Raw genomic sequence first — 23123 nt, 5'->3', positions numbered from 1 at the left:
GTCCATGGCGCCCGCGCATCTCAAGTGCCGGGCGTCGTGGACGAGTTGCTCTCCGCTTCACACCTCTCGCAGCGCCTTCGCCAGGGCGCCGTCCCCGGACACGGCGACACGGCCCGCGTGCGCCGCCTCCTCCAGCGTCAGCTCGCCCCGCACCACGGCGACACAGGTTTCCGTGCCCAGGACGAGCCGCGCGTCGGGCTCGCCGCTCGCCGGCCCCTCGGCATAGACAGGCCCGCGCGCGCCCGAGCCGCCGACCCGGACATGGAACTCCCCCTCGTCGAGGCGGACTTCGACCACGCCCTCGCCGCCGAGTCGCTCCAGATGGGTCAGGAGTGGCAGGGCGAACCAGTGCGCGCGTACCGCGTCCGTGAGCCCGCGCTCTTCGAGCGCGGGTGCGCCCCACTCACCCAGCGCCTGGAGCACCGGCAGCAACTGCCGTCCCCGCGAGGTCAGTTCGTACACGTACGCCGAGACGGGCGCGGGCAGCCTGCGTCGCTCGGCGACGCCCTCGCGCTCCATGTCCTTCAGGCGCGAGGCGAGCACGTCCGTGCTGACGCCGGGCAGGTCGGCGTGCAGATCGGTGTAGCGGCGCGGCCCGGCGAGGAGCTCACGGACAATCAGGAGCGTCCAGCGGTCCCCGACGGCGTCGAGGGCGCGGGCGGCGGCGCAGTACTGGTCGTAGCTTCGGCGTGGCATGGCTCGCAGTCTATGCAACTTGTTGGACTTTCCAAGCGGTCACTTGGTAAAACCAAGTCACACACGTCACGGGCAGGTCGCGGGAGGGCACCACATGGAGTTCCGGCAGTCGAGCAAGCTCAGCGAGGTCTGCTACGAGATCCGCGGCTCGGTGATCGAGCACGCCAACGCCCTTGAGGAGGCGGGCCACAGCGTCCTGCGCCTCAACACCGGCAACCCCGCGCTCTTCGGCTTCGAGGCGCCCGAGGAGATCGTCCAGGACATGATCCGGATGCTCCCCCAGGCCCACGGCTACACCGACTCGCGGGGCGTCCTGTCCGCCCGCCGCGCCGTCGCCCAGCGCTACCAGGCGCTCGGCCTCGAGGTCGGCGTCGACGACGTGTTCCTCGGCAACGGTGTGTCGGAGCTGGTCTCCATGGCCGTACAGGCGCTCCTGGAGGACGGCGACGAAGTCCTCATCCCCGCCCCGGACTTCCCGCTGTGGACGGCCGTCACGACGCTCTCCGGCGGCAAGGCCGTGCACTACGTCTGCGACGAGTCGGCCGACTGGTACCCCGACCTCGACGACATGGCCGCGAAGATCACCGACCGCACCAAGGCGGTCGTCATCATCAACCCCAACAACCCCACGGGCGCCGTCTACCCCAAGGAGATCATCGAGGGCATCCTCGACCTCGCCCGCCGGCACGGCCTGATGGTGCTGGCCGACGAGATCTACGACCAGATCCTGTACGACGACGCGGTCCACCACAGCGCCGCCGCCCTCGCCCCCGACCTGGTCGTCCTCACCTTCTGCGGCCTCTCCAAGACCTACCGCGTCGCGGGCTTCCGCTCCGGCTGGCTGGTCGTCACGGGACCGCGGCAGCACGCCCGCAACTACCTGGAGGGCCTGACGATGCTCGCCTCCATGAGGCTGTGCGCCAACGCCCCCGCCCAGTACGCCATCCAGGCCGCGCTCGGCGGCCGCCAGTCCATCCGCGAACTGACCGCGCCGGGCGGGCGCCTCCTCGAACAGCGCGACAAGGCCTGGGAGAAGCTCAACGAGATCCCGGGCGTCTCCTGCGTGAAGCCGAAGGGCGCCCTGTACGCGTTCCCGCGTATCGATCCCAAGGTCCACCCCATCGTCGACGACGAGAAGTTCGTCCTCGACCTGCTGCTGCGCGAGAAGATCCAGGTCGTCCAGGGCACCGGCTTCAACTGGCCGCGCCCGGACCACTTCCGCATCCTCACCCTCCCGTACGCTGACGATCTGGACGCCGCGATCAGCCGGATCGGCCGCTTCCTGAGTGGGTACCGCCATTGACGCTCTGCACCTCCTGCGCCCTGCCGAGCCTGACGCAGTTCGCCTCGCCCGAACTCGTCGAGGCGATCGTGGAGGGCGGCCACGACCGCGCCGACGACCCCGCCTGGGAGACCTCGGGCGCGGCCACGGTGGAGGACTACGCGCTGTGGTGCGGCCATCTGTGCGGCCTGACCTGCCTGCGCATGGCGCTCGGCCCGGGCGCGCCCAGCCTCTTCGACCTGCGGGACGGAGCGCTCAAGTACGGCGCGTACACCGTGGATGCGGACGGCGACATCCACGGTCTGATCTACGCCCCGTTCGCCGAGTACGCCCGCGAGGAACTCGGCCTGGACGCGACCGTCCACCGCACACTGACGGTCGACGAGATCTCCGGGCTGCTCGATGAGGGCCGTACGGTCATGGCCTCGGTCCACTACGGGGTCCGGCGCCCGGAACGGCCCGCGCCCGGCCGGGGCGGACACCTGGTCCTGCTCACGGCCCGCGACGGTGACCGCTTCCACTTCCACAACCCGTCGGGGACCAGCCCCGAAACCCGTTGCGCGGAACTGCCGTCGGCGGCGTTCGAGACGTTCTTCGCGGGGCGGGGCATTTCACTGGGGCGCGGCGGATCGGGTCGCCGGGTCCGGAAACGGGAGCGGGCCCGAGGGCGTAGCAGGCCCCCGGACCCTTTCGATGCCACTCACATCTCGGTGAACGCATTTCGCCGGTATTTGGCGACAAAAACCAAGTGAACGTGCAAGTTGTAGACAACATGTCGTCCGGTGCGCACGTTGGGATGAGGAGTCCAGCGCGGTGACATAATCCAATGCTACGTTCGCGGTTGTGAGTCACGACACCTTGGTTAAGCGGCAGTTCGGGCACCGTGCCCGACTTTCACCGTCTCCTGCCCAAGTGTTGAAGACCGATGACCAGGCGCACGCGGCCCGCACCATGTGGAACCTTCTCCACGCCTGGTGGCAGATGATGCCGAAGGAAAAGCGGACGCTTGCGAACGCGGACGCCGCGATCCGCCAGGCCCGTAAGGACATCGACTTCCTGGCCGCCCTTCCCGCGCAGGCCGCGCAAGCGGTACTCAAGACCTACTTCCAGGCATGGAAGAACTGCTGGGACGGCCGCGCCGACGCCCCGAACTTCAAAAGCCGCCTCCGCACCGCGATGTCCGTGGATATCCCACAGGGCCGCGACCTGAACATCACCCGCACGCACCGCCGCTGGGGCATGGCCAACATTCCCAAGGTGGGCCGGGTCCGCTTCCGGTGGACCAAAGACCTTCCGGTCGGCAAGCGTGCAGGCGCGGAGAACCGGATCACCGGGGCACGACTGATCAAGGACGTGCTCGGCTGGCACATCGCTTTCCGCGTCCAGACCTTGGAGATCGAGCCCGATCCCCACCAGGGGGATGAGGTCGGCATCGACGTGGGCGTCACCGTGCCCCTCGCCCTCTCGGACGGCGAGACGTACGAGCACGGCGCATGGCTGACCGGCAAGGAGAAGGCCAGGCTCCTGCAGCTGGAGCAGCGCGCCGCGCAGCGCAAGCAGCACCGCAAGCCCGGCGAGCGCACCAGCCGCCGACTGCGCCACACCTACGACCAGATCGCAGGACTGCGCGCGAAAGCCAAGCGCCGGGCCCTGGACTGGCAGCACCAGACGACCACCGCCATCGCCCGCACCTACGGCACCGTCGTGGTCGAAGCACTCACCATCACGAACATGGTCAAGTCGGCCAGGGGGACCATCGAGGAGCCGGGGAAGAACGTTGCCCAGAAGGCTGGGCTGAACCGCTCCATCAGCCAGGAGGCATGGGGCCGGACGGTGACCATGCTGATGTACAAGACCGCCCGGCTCGGCGGCACCCTGCACAAGGTCCCCGCCCCCAATACTTCCCGACGCTGCTCGGTGTGCGGCTTCACCACGCCCGGCAACCGGGAGAGCCAGGCCGTGTTCGTGTGCAAGAACCCGGACTGCGGCTGGTCGGGCAACGCCGACCACAACGCAGCCCGGAACGTCTTGCACCTGTACCGGATGGGCCTCGCGCTCATCCCGGCTGCCGGGAGGGCAGTCGTCAGGCGCGCGAAGCGCGTCAAGCCCGCTGCCGCAAGGTAGGCAGGAATCTCCCGGCTCCAGCCGGGAGAGCACTCCAATGGAAGACGCGCCCGCTGCTCGACTGGGCGGCCGGTCGGCCCTTCGCCTGGGTCGACGACATGATCACGGACCTGGACTCCCGCCATGTCACCGCGCACCACGACGCCCCGGCCCTGCTCCTGCACATCCACCCGCGCCACGGGCTGCGCGAGAGGGACTTCACGACGCTGACGCGATGGGCCGAGGCGTTGTGAAGCGATGTACTCGGCCGCCGCCGGCCCGGCCCGTCAGCGGCCGAGCAGTGCCGTGAGGGCTCCGACGGCGTCCGTGTCGGGGGTGCCTCTCGGCCACCAGTCCTCGCGGCCCGGGTCCGACTCGTAGCCGTACCAGAGCCCTTCGCGGCCGAGGCGGAGCTGGAGGTTGTCCGTGGACAGCCTGTTTCGGTGGGGGCGGAAGTGGGGGAAGTCCGCGGCGATGAGGGCCGGTCGGGCGCGGTCGAAGGGGCCGGCCGGCGGGTCCCACTCCTCTTCGAGGACGCCCAGGCCCGCGAGTCCGCCCTGGCGCCAGGCGGCGACGGCGCGGGCCAGGTCGGTGGCCGTGCGTCCGGTGCCCTGGGCGAGGGACTTGTAGAGCGTGCGCGTGGACGCTGCGAGGCCGGAGCCGGGGTGGGCGGCGGCGAGCCGGACCGCGTCCTGCCAGGGGGTGAGACCGGCGATCGGGTCGATGCCCCGGGTGAGGAACGTATGGGCGCGGGCCGCGGCCTCCGTGGCGAGGAGGTCGAGGGCGAGCGGGTCGGGGGCGCCGGACGCGTGCGGGTAGACGGGAGGGCGGCCCGGGTGCGCGGGGGCCGGGAAGGGCGGGGGCAGGAGCGGCAGGGTGCGGGGCGCGAGGGCTTCGCGGGCCTCGACCGAGGGCAGCGCGGGGGCCGTGGCGGAGCGCTCGACGGCGGCCCGCGCCGCGTTGCGCCGGGTGAGATCGGCGAGGAGCTCCTGTTCGCCGCGGCCGCGCAGCAGGAAGAGGACGAACGGGTCCTCGTCGAGCAGTCGTGCCGTCTGATAGCAGAGCGCGGCCGCGTGCTTGCAGGGGTGACCGTCGTCCGGGCAGGAGCAGTCGGGGATCAGGTCGCCCACGGCGGGCAGGAGGTCGGCGACGGCGGCCAGCGCGTGCGGCACGTCCTTGTCGAGGAGCGCGGCCATGTGGTCGGGGCGGGCGGCCGCCGTGTCCAGGATGCGCTCCCAGTCCTCGTCGTGGAGGGTGCGCAGGCGGATCTCCGTGCGGTACGGGCGGGGGCGTGAGCCGTGGACGTAGGCCATGACGCGGCCGGGGGTCGCGGTGATGGCGTCGACGTGTCCTCGGTCGGCGTAGGCGCGGCCGCGGGTGAGGCGGGCCGTGTCGAGTGCCGTGTCCACGAGGGCGTCCACCCACGCGTTCCCCCACCAGGTCAGGGCGAAGTCGTCGGCCGTGCGGGTGCGGGGCGGCAGGGGCGGGAAGGTGCGGCGGCGGTCGTCGACGCGGGCGCGGGCCTGGGCGTGCGCGCCGGCGCGGCCCGGCGTGTGGGGTGTCATGCCGTCCTCCGTGTCATGCCGTCCTCCTGAGGGAGACGAGGTCGGCGAGCTCCCGGTCGGTCAGCTCGGTCAGGGCTGCTTCGCCGGAGCCGAGCACGGCGTCCGCGAGGGCCTTCTTGGCGGCGAGCATCTCGGCGATGCGGTCCTCGACGGTGCCCTCGGTGATGAGGCGGTGGACCTGGACCGGCTGGGTCTGGCCGATGCGGTAGGCGCGGTCGGTGGCCTGCTCCTCGACGGCCGGGTTCCACCAGCGGTCGAAGTGGACGACGTGGCCCGCGCGGGTGAGGTTCAGGCCGGTGCCGGCGGCCTTCAGGGAGAGCAGGAAGACGGGGACCTCGCCGGACTGGAAGCGGTCGACCATGCGCTCGCGTTCGGCCACGGGGGTACCGCCGTGCAGGAGTTGGGACGGGATCGCGCGGGCGGCGAGGTGGGTCGCGAGGAGGCGGGCCATGGACACGTACTGCGTGAAGACGAGGACGGAGCCGTCCTCCGCGAGGATCGTGTCGAGGAGTTCGTCGAGCAGGGCGAGCTTGCCGGAGCGGCCGGTGAGGCGGGCCCGCGGGCCTTCCGCCTCCTTGAGGAACTGCGCCGGGTGGTTGCAGATCTGCTTGAGCGACGTCAGGAGCTTCATGATCAGGCCGCGGCGTGCGATGCCTTCGGCGGCCTCGATCTCGGCCATCGTCTCGCGGACGACCGCCTCGTAGAGCGAGGCCTGTTCGCGGGTGAGGGGGGCCGGGTGGTCCGACTCGGTCTTCGGCGGCAGCTCGGGGACGATCCCGGGATCGGACTTCTTGCGGCGGAGCAGGAACGGCCGCACGAGGCGGGCCAGGCGCTCGACGGCCTCGGCGTCCTCACCGGTCTCGACGGCGCGCGCGTGCCGTGCGCGGAAGGACTTGAGCGGGCCGAGCAGTCCAGGGGTCGTCCAGTCGAGCAGGGCCCACAGCTCGGAGAGGTTGTTCTCCACGGGGGTGCCGGTGAGCGCAATGCGGGCGGGCGACGGGATCGTGCGCAGCGCCTTGGCGGTGGCGGAGAAGGGGTTCTTGATGTGCTGCGCCTCGTCGGCGACGACCATGCCCCAGGTGTGCCCGGCCAGTTCGGCGGCGCGGGTGCGCAGGGTGCCGTACGTGGTGAGGACGAAACCGCCCGCGAGGCCGTCGAGGGTGCGGTCCGTGCCGTGGAAGCGGCGGACGGGGACGCCGGGGGCGAAGCGGGTGATCTCCCGCTGCCAGTTCCCGAGGAGGGACGCCGGGCAGACGACGAGGGTGGGCGCCGCCTTGTTCCTGCGCAGGTGGAGCGCGATGAGGGTGACCGTCTTGCCGAGGCCCATGTCGTCGGCGAGGCAGCCGCCGAGGCCGAGCGAGGTCATGAGGTCGAGCCAGGCCAGGCCCCGCAGCTGGTAGTCGCGGAGCGTGGCGTGCAGGCCCGCGGGCTGGGTGACGGCGGCGGGGCCTTCGACGAGGCGGTCGCGGAGGTGGGCGAGGACGCCGGTGGGGACGGCCTCGACGCGCTCGCCGTCGATGTCGGCCTCGCCGGTGAGGGCCACGGCGAGGGCGTCGACGGGCTGGAGCAGTCCCAGCTCGCGTTTGCGGGCCTTGCGTACGAGGTCGGGGTCGACGACGACCCACTGGTCGCGCAGCCGGACGACGGGCCGGTGGGACTCGGCGAGTTCGTCCATCTCGCGCTCGGAGAGGGGGTCGCCGTCGAGCGCCAGCTGCCAGTTGAACTTGAGGAGTTCCTCGCCGTCGAAGAACGGGGTGCCGTCGGTGGCGGAGCCGGGCGCGGCGGCGCGCACCACGGCGGTGGCGGTGAGGGCGCGGGCCAGGTCCCTGGGCCAGTGGACCTCGACTCCCGCGTCCGCGAGGCGGGCCGCGGCCGGGCCGAGCAGGTCGAGCAGCTCTCCCTCGGAGAGTGCGAGGACGTCGGGCACGTCACGCTCCAGGACGCGGCCGAGCGGGGGCCAGACGCGGGCGGCGCGGCGCAGGGCGAGGACGGCGTCGATCCTGGCGCGCGGCCCGAAGTGCGCGTCGCCGTCACCGGCCCACAGCCGCGCCGCGTCGACGACCTGCGTGGGGTCGGCGAGGCTGTGCACCTGGACGAGGGCGGCCCCGGCCCGCCGCCGCTCCTCGGCGCCCGGGCCTCCCGGGCCGTCCCCACCGGCGGAGGCGGGGTCGGTGGCATCGGCAGCGTCGTCCGTGTCGAAGAGCGTGAAGTTCGAGAGGTCGAGGCGCAGGGACACCCGTACGCCCGCGTCCATACCGGCGGCCGCCTCGACCGCCCAGGCACGCGCGCGGGGCAGGTGCTGCGGCGCGAAGGAGGCGAAGGGCGCCCCGGCCGCGAAGGGGGCGGCGGGGCTGCGCGGCAGGGAGTCGGCGACCGCGTCGAGGAACGCGCGCACAAGGGCCTCGGGCTCGGGCAGCCGCAGCGGCTTGGAGCCCTCGACGGGCGCGGCATGGGCCTCGTACGGCATGGCGGCGGCTATGGCGCGCAGCTGTGCGATGTCGTCCGCGTCGAGGGGGCCTGCGCGCCACGCGTCGTGGTCGGAGGGGGTGAGGCCGGGCAGGAGGCGGCCGCGGCCCACGAGGTGCAGGGCGTGCAGGGCGGCCGCGCCCCAGCAGGCCGCGGCGGGGTGGGCGCCTGGGGTGTGGCGGGCCCGGACGAGCAGGGGCAGGGCGTCGGTGACGGGCAGCCGGACTGCGGGCACGGTCCGGGCGCGGGCGCCCGCGCCGTGCGGCCGGACGACGGTGAGCGGGGTGGCGCCCGGCAGGTCCGTGCCGTCCGGGTGCCAGAACGCGACGCTGCTCTCGCGCGGCAGGGGCGCGGGAAGGAACACGGCGGCCGCGGCGACGGTGATGCCCCTGTGGTCGGTCTGCTCCGTCATGGCCGGGCTCCTTTCCCTGGTCGGCAGGCATGGGTACGCCCTGGTCGGTGCGTCGTGCGTCGCCCTCGTCCGGCGGGACCGGCGACGTCTACGACCTTACGGGCGGGGTCTGACAATCAAGGCCGGGCGTCCCTCCCGCACCGCGTGTACGGTTCGAACGACGGGTCCGGGCAAGATCGCCGGGCCCGACCGACGGCAGCCTCGGAGAGAACAGGACAGTCGCATGGGTGACCTGCTGCTGGTCCGGCACGGCGAGACCGAGTGGGCCCTGTCCGGGCGGCACACGAGCTGGACCGACGTCCCGCTGACGGAGAACGGCCGCGAGCAGGCACGCAAGCTCGCCCCGCTCGTCGGCAGCTATCACGTCGGTGCCGTCTTCTCGAGCCCGATGGTGCGGGCGCACGAGACCGCGAAGCTCGCGGGTCTCGGGAACGTACGGGTCGACGCCGACCTCTGCGAGTGGGACTACGGCGCCTACGAGGGCGTCACGACGCTCGAGATCCAGCGCACCCGGCCCAACTGGTTCCTCTTCACGGACGGGGTCGCGCCCGGGCCTCCCGAGCACCCGGGTGAGAGCCCGGAAGAGGTGGGAGCGCGGGCCGACCGCATGATCGCGAAGGTCGACGCCGCGCTCTCGGAGAACGAGGGCAGCGTCGTCCTCGTCGGCCACGGCCACTTCCTGCGGGTTCTCACGGCGCGCAGGCTCGGCCTGCCCCCGGCGGACGGCGCGCACTTCCTGCTGGCGACGGGCACGGTCAGCAGGCTCAGCACGGAGCACGGCCGCCCGGTCGTCGCCGGCTGGAATCTGCGGCCCTGATACGCCGTCGGACCGGGCCGTTGTCAGACCCGTGCTGCACCATCGGAACGTAGGGAGCACGTACCGGCCGAGGGACGGAATCAGGGGGGCGCCATGACCAGGCCGCTGTCCGCCGCGCAGCGGCGCATCGTCGACGAGGCCGACCCGGTCACCGGGCGGCTGAAGGGCGGTGACGCCCAGCTCGCGCGCCTCGTCCTGATGAAGCTCGCGTTCCGGCACCCGCGACCTCCCCACGACCACTTCCTGACGCCGGCCGGACACCGGATACGGGAGGCGGGGGACGAACCGGAGCGCGCCGAGCGGCCCCCGCCGCCGGAGCCTTCGGGCGGCGGCCCGTTCGCGGCGCGGGTGGGCGGAGAGGCGCCGGTGCCGGGCGGTCCGGCGCGGACGCGCGAGGTGCGCAGTGCCTGGCAGGGGCTCGTGGAGATGCGCCGGATGACCAATCCGGGCGGCGTCACCGACCGCCCGTGCGCCTGGGAGCGCGCGCATCTGGTGCAGGCCGCCGCCCTCGCCCTGGAGGCGGCGGGCTGCCGTCCGGCGGAGGGTGACACCGGGGACGGCTACCGCGTCGGCGGCACACCACAGCCGGAGGCCGTGGTCGTACGGGGGCGCGGGCCGGACGGAATCGCGGGCTGCGCCGCCGCGTTGGAGCGGGCAGGGTGGCAGGTCAGCGAGCACGCAGAACCCCGTACCGGGGGGCGGTACTTGCTGGCGTCACCGCGAAGATCATGACGATCGAGCAGCAGACGCAGCACCCGAAGCAGAGGCCGTAGTACCTGTACTGGCCGCATTGGCCGTAGTGGTCGTCGAAGGGGGAATCGTGGCGGAGCCGTTCACCGTGCGCATTCAAGTGCGCGGGTACGAGACCGACTCGCAGGGGCACCTCAATCAGAGCGTGTATCTGCAGTACGCGGAGCACGCGCGATGGGTGCTGCTCCAGCACGGCGGAATCCGGCAGGCCGATCTGCTGGCGAAGGGGGTCGGCCCGGTCGCCCTGGAGACGACCATCCGCTACCGCCGAGAGCTGCGCGCGGGCGACGAGGTGGACGTGAGCTGCGCGTTCGTGTGGACGGAGGGCAAGACGTTCCGGATCGAGCAGTCGATACGCAAGACCGACGGCACGCTCGCGGCAGAACTGACGAGTGCGGGCGGCCTGATGGACCTCAAGGAGCGCAAACTCGTGGCGGATCCGCGCGAGTACTTCCGGGCACTCGCGTCGGACCCACGCGCCTTCGGCCTCTGATTCCCGACGGCCCTGGACGAACGCCGCCCTGGACGAACGCCCCCTCACCGGTTACTTCGACCAGTCTCACATGACGGCGGAGTTCCGCGCACTGCTCGGCGTGCCGCCGACGGCGTTCGTCTCGGGACGCCTCCCGGCCACGCGCCCCTGCGGCCCGGGCCGCTGATCCCACCCGGCGCCTCACGCTCTACCCGCCACACATGAAACCGCCGTTCACGTGCGGGAACACCGGCACCAGCGCGGCGCCCCCTGCCCCGGTCCCCCAACTCCCCTCCGCTTGACGGGTATACGTCACCCACAATCTCTGGTAGGAAACCTTCCTAACAGTTCGCGGAAGAACGAGCTCCCCCATGGAGGTCCCGTGCACACCCCCCACATACGCACGTCGCGTCGCACCCTGCTCGCCCTGATCGGCGCCTCGGTCGTAGCGGCCCCGCTCCTCACGACCCAGCTCGCGACGGCCACGCCCGTCACCGCGAACGGGCTCGACGACCCGGCGAAGAAGGAGATCGCCATGAAGCTGGTGTCGAGCGCGGAGAACTCCTCGCTCGACTGGAAGGCCCAGTACGGCTACATCGAGGACATCGGTGACGGCCGCGGCTACACCGCCGGGATCATCGGCTTCTGTTCCGGCACCGGCGACATGCTCGACCTCGTGGAGCTGTACACGCAGCGCAAGCCCGGCAACGTCCTCGCGAAGTACCTGCCCGCCCTGCGCGAGGTGGACGGCACCGACTCGCACGACGGCCTCGACCCCGACTACCGGCGCGACTGGGAGAAGGCGGCCGAGGACTCCGCGTTCCAGCAGGCCCAGAACGACGAGCGCGACCGCGTGTACTTCAACCCGGCGGTCTCACAGGGCAAGGCGGACGACATCGGCACGCTCGGCCAGTTCGCGTACTACGACGCCATCGTGATGCACGGCGACGGCGACGACGCGACGAGCTTCCGCAACATCCGCAAGCGCGCTCTCGCCCAGGCCCAGCCGCCGGCGCAGGGCGGCGACGAGGTCGCGTACCTGAACGCGTTCCTCGACGCTCGGGTGTGGGCCATGAAACAGGAGGAGGCCCACAGCGACACGAGCCGCGTCGACACCGCGCAGCGCGTCTTCCTCAAGAACGGCAATCTGAACCTGGACCCGCCGCTCGACTGGAAGGTGTACGGGGACAGCTACCACATCGGCTGACAACTCCCTTCCCAGGGCGGCGCGTTCGGCAATCACGTGAGCCGGGCGCGCCGCTTGCGCGTGAGCCGAACAGCCCATCCGCCCCTTGCCCCGGCTCACCGTCCGGGGCCGGTCCCGTCGCTCTGCGGCTCACGCGGGACCGGCAAATTCCGGTTTGGCTGGAACGTAACTTCCGCCATGCGGTCGGCGGCGTCACGCACGTTACGTCAGTGCACCCCCTGCTGCGGAAGACCCTACCGAGGTGGAGGACCCGGCGACCGTGCGCGTCGACGCGATCTCACCGCCCGGTTCCATCGGGGCCGTCACGTCGTCCGCATCGCCGCTGCGGCCGAGGTGGTTGAAGAGCAGGTTGAGAATCACCGCGGCCACACAGCCCGTGGAAATGCCCGAATCCAGGATGATCTTCGCGGTCTCGGGGAACGCGTGGTAGAACTCCGGCGCCGCGATCGGGATGAGCCCGACGGCCAGCGAAACGGCCACGATCAGAACGTTGTTGTCCCGCTCCAGGTTCGCCTTGACCAGGGTCTGGATGCCGCTCGCCGCGACCGAGCCGAAGAGCACGACGCCCGCGCCACCGAGAACTGGCCGTGGCACGACCGCGATCAGCGAGGCGGCCATCGGGCACAGGCCCATCAGGACGAGGAAGCCGCCGCCCGTGGCGACGACGTACCGGCTGCGGATCTTCGTCATCGCGACGAGGCCGATGTTCTGCGCGAACGCGCTGCACATGAAGCCGTTGAAGAACGGGCTGAGCGCCGAGCCGAGCGTGTCGGCCCGCAGACCGGCCGCGATGGTCTTCTCGTCGGCGGGGCGTTCCACGATCTCGCCGAGCGCCAGCATGTCGGCCGTGGACTCGGTCATCGAGACGACCATGACGACGCACAGGGAGACGATCGCCGCGGCGGCGAACTGCGGGGCGCCGAAGTGGAACGGCGTCGGGAAGCCGATGACGTCCGCGTCGCCGATCGGGCTGAAGTCCGTGACGCCGAAGGGAATCGCGACGAGGGTGCCGATGATCAGACCGAGGAGCACGGCGATCTGCTTCACGAAGCCCGTGGTGAACCGGCGCAGCAGAAGGACGATGACGAGGGTGATGCCCGCCAGCGTGAGATAGGTCGTCGAACCGTAGTCCCTCGCCGCGGGGTTGGGTCCCTGGGCCCAGCCGAACGCGACGGGCATCAGCGAGACGCCGATGAGGGTGATGACCGTGCCGGTCACGACCGGCGGGAAGAAGCGCACGAGCTTGCTGAAGAAGGGGGCGGCGATGAAACCGAGAACGCCTGCGACGATCACCGCCCCGAAGATGACGGGCAGCGCGTCCTTCTTGTCGTCGGTCGAGTTGACGACGGCGATCATGGGGGCGACACCGGCGAAGGTGACGCCGTTGACGAACGGCAGACGGGCGCCGATCTTCCAGATGCCGAGCGTCTGGAGGAACGTGGCGAGTCCCGCGGTGAACAGGCAGGCGCCGGTCAGGAAGGTGAGTTCCTTGGGCGACAGGCCCACGGCGGCGCCCACGATGAGCGGCGGCGCGACGACGCCCGCGTACATGGCGGCGACGTGCTGGAGGCCGGTCGTCGCCATCTTCAGCGGCGGCAGCTTCTCGTCCACCGGGTGCTTGCCCGCAGGATGTTCGGTGTGCCCCTCGGATATCTCGTCGGGGGTGGTGCCTTGCTTGGTGAACCTGGGCTTGTTGGCCACAGCGGCTCCTCCGGTTGTTTTCCAGTGCCTGGGCGGCACTCGCTTCTGGGAGGTGGTACGACGTGCAAGACTTGCCGGTATTCGGTTGTGGGTACTGCGCCCAGGTAGTGCTGACCGCCCCGGGATCGTGAAGTGTTGGGGCCACGATCCGGGGCGGCACTTGAGCAGCCCGCTCGGCGGCTCAAGTCCGGTCGGGGGCCGTCCCCCCCGACCGGAGATCTATGGTTGTCAGGCCTCGGCGGTGATCCGCGCGAGACGCTGGGCCTCCTGACGCGCATCGCGGGCGATGGCGTCCTCGTCGGCGTGCAGCAGGCGTCCGTCCTCGACGACCGGCTTTCCGTTGACGAGGGAGAGGGTGACCGGGGCCGCCGCGCCGAAGACGATGGCGGTGACCGGGTCGGCGATCGAGGAGTGCCCGATGCCGTCGATCTTCCACAGGACCAGGTCGGCGAGCTTGCCCGCCTCCAGGGAGCCGATCTCGGCGGCGCGGCCCAGGACCCGGGCGCCGCCGGCGGTGCCGAGCCGGAGCGCCTGACGGGCGTTCAGGGCGGCCTCGCGGTGGGCGCCGAGACGGTTGATGAGGAGCGCGTTGCGCAGCTCGGTGTGCAGCTCGCCGGACTCGTTGGACGCGGTGCCGTCGACGCCGAGGCCGACCGGGACGCCGGCCTTGAGCATGTCGGGGACGCGGGCGATGCCGGCCGCGAGGCGGGCGTTGGACGACGGGCAGTGCGCGACACCCGTGCCCGTACGGGCGAAGGCGGCGATGTCCGAGTCGTTCATGTGGACGCAGTGCGCCATCCACACGTCCTCGCCGAGCCAGCCCGTCGACTCGAAGTAGTCGGTCGGGCCCATGCCGAAGAGCTCGTGGCAGAACTTCTCCTCCTCGACCGTCTCGCTGCCGTGGGTGTGCAGGCGTACCTCGAGGCGGCGCGCCAACTCGGCGCCCTGCTTCATGAGTTCGGTGGACACGGAGAACGGCGAGCAGGGGGCGACGGCCACCTGGGTCATGGCGCCGAAGGAGGCGTCGTGGTGCTTGTTGACGGTCTCCTCGGTGGCCGCGAGCGCGCCCTCGAGGGTCTCGACCGCGAAGTCCGGCGGCAGGCCGCCGTCCTTCTCGGAGCGGTCCATGGAGCCACGGGCCAGCGTGAAGCGGACGCCCATGTCGGAGGCGGCGCCGATGATGGCGCCGGACAGGTCGCCGGAGCCCTTCGGGTACACGTAGTGGTGGTCCATCGCGGTGGTCACACCGCCGCGGGCCATCATCGCGAGGGAGCCCTGCGCGGCGACGCGGGCCATCTGCTCGTCGATGCGCGCCCACGTCGGGTACAGCGCGACCAGCCAGTTGAAGAGGTTGTGGTCCGTGGCGAGGCCGCGGGTGATCCACTGGTAGAAGTGGTGGTGCGTGTTGATCAGGCCGGGGGTGACGAGGTGGCCGGTGCCGTCGACGCGGCGCACGACGTTCTCCAGGCCCGCGGGGGCCTGGCCGGCGCCGATGGACTCGATCTTGTTGTCGGCGACGACCACGTGACCCGAGGCGTACTCGGTGTCGTTGGCGTCGACGGTCGCGATGGCCGCGTTCTCGATGACGATGCGGGAAGGGGCTGCCGAAGGTGCCATGGTGCTTCCTTTTTGTTCTGTGTGTGGCGGTGGGGGCACGGCAGGACCCTAGGAGGATTTGAGTGCCGCGGCGGCGGTGGCGCGGCCGCGGGTGCCGAGATGGTGAAAGAACAGGTTCAGCGATACGGCCACCAGGGCGCCCGCGCTGATGCCGGAGCCGAGCACGGTCTGTGCCCAGGCCGGGAATCCGGCGTAGAAGGTGGGCGCGGCGAGCGGGATGATGCCCGCGCCGAGCGAGACGGCCACCAGGACGATGTTCGAGCTGTCGTCGAGGCCGGCCTCCGACAGCGTACGGATGCCGCTGACGGCGATGGAGCCGAAGAGGACGATGCCCGCGCCGCCGAGGACCGGCATCGGCACCGTGGAGACCACCGCGCCGAGCACCGGGAAGACGCCGAGGACCAGGAGCGCGCCACCCGCGGCGGCGACGACGTAGCGGCTGCGCACCTTGGTCAGCGAGACGACGCCGACGTTCTGGGCGAAGGCCGAGGTGGGGAAGCCGCCGAAGACGGGGCCGAGGAGCGTGGCGAGGCCGTCGGTGCGCAGGCCGCGGGTGATGGTCCTGCCGCTGGTCTCGCGCTCGCAGATCTCGCCGATGGCGAGCATTCCTGCGCTGGACTCCGTCATCAGGACGAGCATCACCAGGCAGAGCGAGAGGATCGCGGCGGGCTGGAACTCGGGTGTGCCGAACGCGAAGGGCGTGGGCAGCGCGGCGACCGGGGCCGACCTGAGGGAGCCGAAGTCCGCCATCCCGAAGGGGATCGCAGCCAGCGTGCCGATCAACAGGCCCAGAAACAGGGCGACTTGCTTGACGAAGCCGCGGCCGAAACGCTGGATCATCAGGATGACGACGAGCGTGTAGGCGGCGAGTGCCAGGTGCTTCATGTCGCCGAAGTCGGCGGCGGTCTTGTCGCCGCCCTGCGCCCAGGCGACCGGGACGGGCATCAGGGTCACCCCGATGAGGGTGATGACGACGCCGGTGACCGGCCGCGGGCGCGAGCTACGGGGAGGCATCAACCACCCTGTACCCGCACCGAATTGGCGAGCGTTGACACGATGGAGTGAACCGGCAGGTGACCCGTACGCTTGGGCGGCGAAAGTTCGTAGCTTGATCCATGCGATCTGGGACGCCGGATGTGGCGCCAGCAGTCGGGGCCCCCGCTCCACCAGTGAGATGGTTCGGGGCCTCCCCGTCGCCTCTGGCCACACCCACATGGCCAGGTCGTGAGGGAATCCGCCCACCTGGAACGGACCGCATACGGGATATGCGTCGCCGACCGGGACGCGAAAGCGGAGGACCAGTGCGCCCAAGACCGTTCGGGGCGTGCCGGCGAGACAGGGCGTACCCCTGCTCACCGCCCAGGAACGGTGGAGCTTCTCGTCCACTGAGTGCTCCAGCGGGGTGGAACACGGGCCGCCTGTCGGTCCCGTTACGAGCTGTGTCATTGCTGCTGTTCCCTCCGGTATAGCGCGCCCCTGGGAGTTACTGCCCGGGGGCGCGCCCCGCGTCAGAGGTTGGTCATGTCGACCGGGATGTGCGGCTCGCAGCCGTCGCGCAGGATGGTGGCCTCGATCAGGCCGTAGGGGCGGTCGGCCGCGTAGTACACGGCGCCGTCCTTGGCTTCGTTCTCAAGACCGAAGGCGGAGAGGTCCTGCCGGAAGTGGTGCTTGTTGGGCGCGGAGAAGCGGATCTCGTCGATCTCGCTGCGGTTGTTGATGACCCGCGAACCCATCTGGTACAGCGTCTGCTGGAGCGAGAGCGAGTACGTCTCCACGAACGCCTGGAGGATGTGCTTCTTGGACTGCTGGTAGGACTTCTCCCACTGCGGCATGCGCTGGTCGTCGGACGTCCAGTTGTGCCGCCACCACGTCGACAGGGACGTCGCGAGGATGCGGTCGTAGTCCTCCTGGAGCGTCGTGTACTTGTCCTTGATGTAGCCCCAGAACTCGGAGTTCGTGGTGTTCATCACGGTCAGGTCCTTGAGCCCGGACAGGACTTCGAACTTCGCCCCTCCGTCACCTTCGGCGGAGTACGTGATCTGCGCGAGGCGGGTCTCCTGGCCCTTGCGGACGAAGGAGTGCTTGACCTCGTCGGCGCCGATGAACTTGGAGTTGCCGTCGGAGCCGGCGATGCGCTCCCAGGAGTACTCCTCGATGCGGATGCGCGCGCGGTGGATGGACGGCTGGCTGTCCACGAAGTGCCGGGCGAGGTGGATGCCGTACTGCTCGGCCGACTCGATGCCGTATTCCTTGGCGAACGCGAAGCAGGTGTTCTTCGTCGTGTCCGTCGGAAGGCAGTTGGCGTTCGAGCCGTTGTAGTGGACGTCGTCGAGGTCGCCGGAGAGGGCGACGGAGACGTTCAGGTCCTTGATGTGGTGGGTGTCGCCGTCCCGCGTGATCTTGACGACGCGGTTCTCTGCTTTGCCGTACTGGTTCTGGCCGAGAATCGTGGGCATGTCTGCTAGCTCCCTCGGTAAACGGAGTAGCCGAACGGGTTGAGCAGCAGCGGTACGTGATAGTGCTCGCCCGGCTTGACGGCGAACGTGATCGCCACCTCCGGGAAGAACGCACCGCTGTCCCTTACGCGGGGGGCGTCCTGCTGCGCCTCGGCTTGCTTCACTGTCTTGATTGAACGCGTGAAGTACGTCTCGACGGCGAAGTCGAGCCGTACGTGGGTGGTGCCCTCCGGCAGCGCCGGCAGGTCCTTGCAGCGCCCGTCCGCGTCGGTCGCGGAGCCACCGAGCGTCACCCACTCGGCGTCGCTGCCCGAGCGGGCGGCGAGCGAGATGGCGACGCCCTCGGCGGGGCGTCCGATGCTGGTGTCGAGAATGTGCGTCGACACCGACGCGGTGGTCGCGGTGCTCATCAGTCCTTGTCCTCTTCCACTTCTACGTCTTCTTCGGCGAGGCGGGTCAGGCGGATACGGTTGATCTTCCCCAGTTCGGTGCGCACGATCTCGCGCTCCGTACCGGCGTCGTTCCCGATCCTGGCCTTCATCGCGTCGCGCATCTGCTCGCCGGTCGCCCCGGTGGCGCAGATCAGGAAGACATGACCGAACCGGTCCTGGTAGGCCAGGTTCAGTTCGAGCATCTCGGCCTTGAGCTCCTCGGAGGCGCCGGCCATGCCCCGCTGTTCGCGGGACGAGGTCGGGTCGCCCGGCTTCGGGCGGCCGATCGGAGGGTGTCCCGCCATCGCCTCGGCGAGATCCTCGGCGCTGAGCTCGGCCATGGCGGCGTCGCTCGCGGCGAAGAGTGCCTCCGCGGTGGTGAAGGGGCGCTGGGCGAGGAGCTTGCTCCCCCACGCCGAGCTGGCACACACCTCGTGGAGCGCGGCACCGGCCGCATCTTCCTGAAGTGTGTTGAACCGGGAAAGCCCCGGCATCGGACGTGAAGTCACGGGAAGCCTCCGTGGCTTGAGCTGGACGGGCTGCGGATAGCTAACGCCCTCCGAAACACCACGTCAACACTTTGTTGAAAACTTGGAGTGACAAAAACCGCCGCCCGGTATCCGGACGGCGGCTGGTTCGACACCTTGGCGTGATACTGGGGAGGCTACTCCCCCTTGGCGGCGTTTTCCCTGTTCAGGTAGTTGTAGACGGTAAAGCGACTCACCCCGAGCGCGCCGGCCACGGTCTCCACTCCGTGCCGCACGGAGAAGGCACCGCGCGCCTCCAGTGCCCGTACGACCTCCTGCTTGGCCTTGCGGTCGAGGGCTGACAGGGGCATACCCTGCCCGCGCTCCATGGCCACCAGGATGTGGTCCAGGGAGTCGGCCAGCTGGGGCAGCCGTACGGCGATGACCTCGCGGCCCTCCCAGTGCAGGACGACATCGTCCTTGCCCGCCTCCTGCGGCGGCAGCATCTCGCCCCCCATGGCGTCCACCAGCGGCTTCACCGCGCTGACGAAGGGGACGTCTCCTGTAGCGGTCACTTATCGCCCTCCCCCATCACATTGACCTGGAGCGAGACGCGCGTGGCGCCGGCCGCCAGGGCCTGGCGCAGCAGCGCGTCCACCGCGCCGAGCACGGCGTCCGCCTCCCCTTCGGCGGTATTGCCGAAGGGTCCGACATCCACCGCGTCCAGTTCGGCCTTCTGGATGACGTCGCGGGCGACGACCGCGTGGGGCGGCGCCTCGTCGAGGTCGAAGGGCTCGGTCGTGAACTCCACTCTCAATCGCACGGGGTCAACCTACTGCCGCGACCGGTTTTTCCGGCAGCCCCTCTTGACAAGAGGGAAGCATCCCCGGCAGTCTTCCATCAAGCAGAAACAAACTTCCGCTATACGGAACTCGACACCGAGTGCCGTACGGATCTCGATACGGAAGGGAGCGCCGACCCTCATGCCAGGCTTCTCAGAGGACACAGCCGCAGACCAGCGCTTCAACGTCAACCTGTCGATCCTCTTCACGGAACTCCCGCTCCTGGAGCGCCCCGCGGCCGCCGCCGCGGCGGGCTTCACCGCGGTCGAGCTGTGGTGGCCCTGGGTCGACGCCCCCACCCCCGAGCAGTCCGAGCTCGACGCCCTCAAGAAGGCGATCGAGGACGCGGGCGTACAGCTCACCGGACTCAACTTCTACGCCGGACAGCTGCCGGGCCCCGACCGCGGCGCCCTGTCCGTCCCCGGCGAGGAGAGCGACAAGTTCCGCGCGAACATCGACATCACGGCGGACTTCGCCCTCTCGCTCGGCTGCACGGCGCTCAACGCGCTGTACGGCAACCGCGTCGACGGCGTGGACCCGGCGGTCCAGGACGAGCTCGCCCTGGAGAACCTGGTGCTCGCGGCCCGCGCCGCCGACCGCGTCGACGCGATCCTCCTGATCGAGGCGCTGAACAAGCCCGAGTCGCCGCTGTGCCCGATCGTGAGCGCCCCCAAGGCGATCGAGATCGTGGACAAGGTGAACGCGGCCACGGGCCTCGGCAACGCCAAGTTCCTGATGGACCTGTACCACCTGTCCATGAACGGCGAGGACCTGCCCGCGGTGATCGAGCAGTACGCCGCGAAGACCGGTCACGTGCAGATCGCCGACAACCCGGGCCGCGGCGCCCCCGGCACCGGTTCGCTGCCGCTCGAGGAGCTGCTCGACCAGCTGGCGAAGACGGGTTACGAGGGCTATGTCGGCCTGGAGTACAAGCCCGGCGACAAGCCGAGCGCCGAGGCCTTCGACTGGCTGCCCGCCGGGGCCCGCGCCGCGCGCTGAGCGCCCCGACGTGCGCCAACTCACTTACGTACGACCGCAGTTAGAGAGGCACCCTCATGAGCAACCTCGCCGCTTCTTCCCACCCGGCCCGCCCGGCGATTGCGTGGATCGGACTCGGCATCATGGGCTCCCCCATGTCCGAGAACCTGATCAAGGCTGGTTACTCGGTGACCGGCTTCACTCTCGAGCAGGACAAGCTGGAGCGGCTCGCGGCCGCCGGCGGCACCGCGGCCGGCTCGATCGCCGAGGCCGTCAAGGACGCCGACGTCATCATCACGATGGTGCCCGCCTCTCCGCAGGTCGAGGCCATCGCCTACGGCGAGAACGGCATCCTCGAGAACGCGAGGTCCGGCGCCCTGATCATCGACATGTCGTCGATCACCCCGCAGACCTCCGTGGACCTCGCGAAGGCCGCCAAGGACAAGGGCATCCGCGTAATCGACGCCCCCGTCTCCGGTGGCGAGGCCGGCGCGATCGAGGCCGTTCTGTCGATCATGGTCGGCGGTGAGCAGGCCGACTTCGACGAGGCCAAGCCGCTCCTCGAAGCCCTCGGCAAGACCATCGTGCTGTGCGGTCCGCACGGCTCGGGCCAGACCGTGAAGGCCGCCAACCAGCTGATCGTCGCCGTGAACATCCAGGCGTGCGCCGAGGCCGTGGTCTTCCTGGAGAAGTCCGGCGTGGACCTGACGGCCGCGCTCGACGTCCTCAACGGCGGCCTGGCCGGCTCGACCGTCCTGACCCGCAAGAAGGACAACTTCCTGAACCGGGACTTCAAGCCCGGCTTCCGGATCGACCTGCACCACAAGGACATGGGCATCGTCACCGACGCAGCCCGCAACGTGGGCGCCGCCCTGCCCGTCGGCGGTGTGGTCGCCCAGCTCGTCGCCTCCCTGCGCGCCCAGGGCGACGGCGGCCTCGACCACTCCGCGCTGCTGCGCGGCGTCGAGCGCCTCTCCGGTCAGCAGGTCTGACCCCCCGGACTTCCGGGCCGTGGTGGCGCTGACACCTGTCCTGTCGCGCCCAGGCGTCGCCACGGCCCGGAACCATGCCTTGCAGTTCAACAAACCGTTGACCATAACTTCAACAAACTGTTGACGTAGCTGTTCAGAGCCTCTTACGCTCCGGTTCACCGTCAGCAGTCCCAGCAGTTCCGTACGGAAGGTCACCCTCGCCACCATGTCGAAGCGTGTGCTCACGACCGAGTCCGGCGCTCCTGTCGCCGACAACCAGAATTCCGCCACCGCCGGCGTCGGTGGCCCGATCCTCCTCCAGGATCAGCACCTCCTCGAGAAGCTCGCCCGGTTCAACCGCGAGCGCATCCCGGAGCGTGTGGTGCACGCCCGCGGCTCCGGCGCGTACGGCTACTTCGAGGTGACCGACGACGTCACCGGCTTCACCCACGCCGACTTCCTCAGCACGGTCGGCAAGCGCACCGAGACGTTCATCCGCTTCTCCACCGTCGCGGACAACCTCGGCGGCGCGGACGCGGTCCGCGACCCGCGCGGCTTCGCGCTGAAGTTCTACACCGAAGAGGGCAACTACGACCTCGTCGGCAACAACACCCCGGTGTTCTTCATCAAGGACCCGATCAAGTTCCCCGACTTCATCCACTCCCAGAAGCGCGACCCCTTCACGGGCAAGCAGGAGGCGGACAACGTCTGGGACTTCTGGGCGCACGCCCCCGAGGCGACGCACCAGATCACCTGGCTCATGGGCGACCGCGGCATCCCCGCCTCGTACCGCCACATGAACGGCTACGGCTCGCACACCTACCAGTGGACGAACGCCGAGGGCGAGGCCTTCTTCGTCAAGTACCACTTCAAGACGAACCAGGGCATCCGCTCGCTCTCCTCCGAGCAGGCCGCCGAGATCGCGGGCAAGGACCCCAACTCGCACCAGACGGACCTGCTCCAGGCCATCGAGCGCGGCGTCAACCCGTCCTGGACCCTGTACGTGCAGCTCATGCCCGCCGCCGAGGCGGACGACTACCGCTTCAACCCGTTCGACCTCACCAAGGTGTGGCCGCACAAGGACTACCCGCTGCAGCGCGTGGGCCGTCTGGTCCTCGACCGCAACCCGGACAACGTCTTCGCCGAGGTCGAGCAGGCCGCGTTCTCGCCGAACAACTTCGTGCCCGGCATCGGTCCCTCCCCGGACAAGATGCTCCAGGGCCGCCTGTTCGCCTACGCGGACGCGCACCGCTACCGCCTGGGCGTCAACCACACCCAGCTCGCGGTGAACGCGCCCAAGGCGACCAACGCCGACAACTACGGCCGCGACGGTCTGATGGCTTCCAACGCCTACGGCCGCGACCGCAAGAACTACGAGCCCAACTCGTACGACGGGCCCGCCGAGACCGGCCGCCCGCTGTCGGCACCGCTCGCCGTCGCCGGCCACACCGGCACGCACGAGGCGCCCGCCCACACCAAGGACGATGACTTCTTCCAGGCGGGCGAGCTGTTCCGCCTGATGTCGGACGACGAGAAGTCCCGTCTGATCGCCAACATCGCCGGCGGCCTCTCGCAGGTCTCGCGCGACGACGTGATCGAGAAGAACCTGGCTCACTTCCACGCCGCCGACGCCGAGTACGGCAAGCGCGTGGAGGAGGCGGTCCGCGCCCTGCGCGAGGACTAGCACCAAAGCTGCGTCCGGGGCCTGACGGGAGGTCAGGCCCCGGACGCAATGCCCGCGCCACTGTGCAGACCCGGATGAGGGGTGGTCACACGGCGACGCGGGCGGTCCGCCCCAGGCGGACAGGCACGGTCCGCGGCGGCTCTGCGAGCCAGTGCGGTGGTCAAGATCCTGGCGGCCCCTTCCCGACCTGAGGGGAGGACAGCCGC

20 protein-coding genes and 3 pseudogenes are annotated in these 23123 nt (G+C 70.3%); 11 read left to right on the top strand and 12 right to left on the bottom strand.

Annotation, left to right across the window (positions count from 1 at the left end; translation table 11 throughout):
- Positions 1-57 precede the first annotated feature (57 nt).
- Positions 58-696, bottom strand: a complete 639-nt coding sequence (locus ACY0PA_RS32495; RefSeq protein WP_473081044.1) for a winged helix-turn-helix transcriptional regulator — start codon at positions 694-696, stop codon at positions 58-60.
- A gap of 94 nt (positions 697-790) precedes the next feature.
- Here ACY0PA_RS32495 and ACY0PA_RS32490 point away from each other — a divergent pair, with 94 nt between their 5' ends.
- Together ACY0PA_RS32490 and ACY0PA_RS32485 are read left to right on the top strand one after the other, a co-directional pair.
- Positions 791-1999, top strand: coding sequence for a pyridoxal phosphate-dependent aminotransferase (locus ACY0PA_RS32490; protein ID WP_473081043.1), 1209 nt, complete (start codon positions 791-793; stop codon positions 1997-1999).
- Positions 1996-2730, top strand: a complete 735-nt coding sequence (locus tag ACY0PA_RS32485) for a cysteine peptidase family C39 domain-containing protein (RefSeq protein WP_473081042.1) — start codon at positions 1996-1998, stop codon at positions 2728-2730. The genes ACY0PA_RS32490 and ACY0PA_RS32485 overlap by 4 nt, the downstream gene beginning before the upstream one ends.
- Here the strand turns inward: ACY0PA_RS32485 and ACY0PA_RS32480 are convergent.
- Positions 2685-2798, bottom strand: a pseudogene (locus tag ACY0PA_RS32480) (IS200/IS605 family transposase); the annotation flags it as partial. The gene ACY0PA_RS32485 and the pseudogene ACY0PA_RS32480 overlap by 46 nt on opposite strands.
- Positions 2799-2890: 92 nt before the next feature.
- Between ACY0PA_RS32480 and ACY0PA_RS32475 the strand changes: the two are divergent.
- Positions 2891-4102, top strand: coding sequence for an RNA-guided endonuclease InsQ/TnpB family protein (locus tag ACY0PA_RS32475; protein WP_473081041.1), 1212 nt, complete (start codon positions 2891-2893; stop codon positions 4100-4102).
- Between the two features lie 32 nt (positions 4103-4134).
- Positions 4135-4335, top strand: a pseudogene (locus tag ACY0PA_RS32470) (hypothetical protein); the annotation flags it as partial.
- A gap of 33 nt (positions 4336-4368) precedes the next feature.
- Here the strand turns inward: ACY0PA_RS32470 and ACY0PA_RS32465 are convergent.
- Positions 4369-5646 carry an SWIM zinc finger family protein gene (locus ACY0PA_RS32465; protein ID WP_473081040.1) on the bottom strand — a complete coding sequence of 426 codons (1278 nt, stop codon included), beginning with the start codon at positions 5644-5646 and terminating at the stop codon, positions 4369-4371.
- Positions 5647-5659: 13 nt separating this feature from the next.
- Positions 5660-8524: a DEAD/DEAH box helicase gene (locus ACY0PA_RS32460; RefSeq protein WP_473081039.1), complete on the bottom strand. Its 2865-nt coding sequence runs from the start codon at positions 8522-8524 to the stop codon at positions 5660-5662.
- A gap of 223 nt (positions 8525-8747) precedes the next feature.
- Here ACY0PA_RS32460 and ACY0PA_RS32455 point away from each other — a divergent pair, with 223 nt between their 5' ends.
- From ACY0PA_RS32455 to ACY0PA_RS32440, 4 genes are all read left to right on the top strand, one after another.
- Entirely contained in the window at positions 8748-9341 is a 594-nt protein-coding gene (locus tag ACY0PA_RS32455) for a histidine phosphatase family protein (protein ID WP_473081038.1), read from the top strand.
- A 93-nt stretch (positions 9342-9434) separates the two neighbouring features.
- On the top strand, positions 9435-10073 hold the full coding sequence (locus ACY0PA_RS32450; RefSeq protein WP_473081037.1) for a hypothetical protein: 639 nt from the start codon (positions 9435-9437) through the stop codon (positions 10071-10073).
- A gap of 88 nt (positions 10074-10161) precedes the next feature.
- A complete protein-coding gene (locus ACY0PA_RS32445; protein WP_326773481.1) occupies positions 10162-10584 on the top strand; it encodes an acyl-CoA thioesterase in 423 nt (140 codons plus the stop codon).
- Positions 10585-10945: 361 nt separating this feature from the next.
- The gene (locus ACY0PA_RS32440; protein ID WP_473081036.1) at positions 10946-11770 is read left to right on the top strand and encodes a chitosanase; all 825 of its coding nucleotides are present in this window, start codon (positions 10946-10948) and stop codon (positions 11768-11770) included.
- Positions 11771-11971: 201 nt separating this feature from the next.
- On the opposite strand, the gene ACY0PA_RS32435 is transcribed toward ACY0PA_RS32440, so the two are convergent.
- From ACY0PA_RS32435 to ACY0PA_RS32400, 8 genes and pseudogenes are all read right to left on the bottom strand, one after another.
- Entirely contained in the window at positions 11972-13354 is a 1383-nt protein-coding gene (locus tag ACY0PA_RS32435) for a nucleobase:cation symporter-2 family protein (protein ID WP_473086495.1), read from the bottom strand.
- A 345-nt stretch (positions 13355-13699) separates the two neighbouring features.
- On the bottom strand, positions 13700-15088 hold the full coding sequence (locus ACY0PA_RS32430; RefSeq protein ID WP_473081035.1) for an 8-oxoguanine deaminase: 1389 nt from the start codon (positions 15086-15088) through the stop codon (positions 13700-13702).
- Between the two features lie 48 nt (positions 15089-15136).
- Positions 15137-16081: pseudogene (locus tag ACY0PA_RS32425) on the bottom strand (solute carrier family 23 protein); the annotation flags it as partial.
- 515 nt (positions 16082-16596) lie between these two features.
- On the bottom strand, positions 16597-17544 hold the full coding sequence (gene pucL / locus ACY0PA_RS32420) for a factor-independent urate hydroxylase (RefSeq protein ID WP_473081034.1): 948 nt from the start codon (positions 17542-17544) through the stop codon (positions 16597-16599).
- Between the two features lie 5 nt (positions 17545-17549).
- The gene (gene uraH, locus ACY0PA_RS32415; RefSeq protein WP_473081033.1) at positions 17550-17954 is read right to left on the bottom strand and encodes a hydroxyisourate hydrolase; all 405 of its coding nucleotides are present in this window, start codon (positions 17952-17954) and stop codon (positions 17550-17552) included.
- Positions 17954-18484, bottom strand: a complete 531-nt coding sequence (gene uraD / locus ACY0PA_RS32410) for a 2-oxo-4-hydroxy-4-carboxy-5-ureidoimidazoline decarboxylase (protein ID WP_473081032.1) — start codon at positions 18482-18484, stop codon at positions 17954-17956. Before uraD ends, uraH begins: the two co-directional genes overlap by 1 nt.
- 155 nt (positions 18485-18639) lie before the next feature.
- Positions 18640-19017: a helix-turn-helix domain-containing protein gene (locus ACY0PA_RS32405; protein ID WP_473081031.1), complete on the bottom strand. Its 378-nt coding sequence runs from the start codon at positions 19015-19017 to the stop codon at positions 18640-18642.
- Positions 19014-19265 carry a YkoF family thiamine-binding protein gene (locus ACY0PA_RS32400; protein ID WP_100591422.1) on the bottom strand — a complete coding sequence of 84 codons (252 nt, stop codon included), beginning with the start codon at positions 19263-19265 and terminating at the stop codon, positions 19014-19016. The genes ACY0PA_RS32405 and ACY0PA_RS32400 overlap by 4 nt, the downstream gene beginning before the upstream one ends.
- Before the next feature lie 160 nt (positions 19266-19425).
- Between ACY0PA_RS32400 and ACY0PA_RS32395 the strand changes: the two genes are divergently transcribed.
- The 3 genes from ACY0PA_RS32395 (at position 19426) to ACY0PA_RS32385 (ending at position 22917) form a co-directional block, all read left to right on the top strand.
- Positions 19426-20283: a TIM barrel protein gene (locus ACY0PA_RS32395; protein ID WP_473081030.1), complete on the top strand. Its 858-nt coding sequence runs from the start codon at positions 19426-19428 to the stop codon at positions 20281-20283.
- A 56-nt stretch (positions 20284-20339) separates the two neighbouring features.
- Positions 20340-21254 carry a 2-hydroxy-3-oxopropionate reductase gene (locus tag ACY0PA_RS32390; protein WP_473081029.1) on the top strand — a complete coding sequence of 305 codons (915 nt, stop codon included), beginning with the start codon at positions 20340-20342 and terminating at the stop codon, positions 21252-21254.
- 205 nt (positions 21255-21459) lie between these two features.
- Positions 21460-22917 (top strand): catalase, encoded by a 1458-nt coding sequence (locus tag ACY0PA_RS32385; protein WP_473081028.1) that lies wholly within the window; start codon positions 21460-21462, stop codon positions 22915-22917.
- Positions 22918-23123: the final 206 nt, after the last annotated feature.

It is taken from the genome of Streptomyces sp. DS1-CR2, from assembly GCF_055760475.1.
The sequence above is the reverse complement of the archived record's forward strand: the minus strand, read 5'-3'. Positions and strand labels throughout refer to the sequence as shown.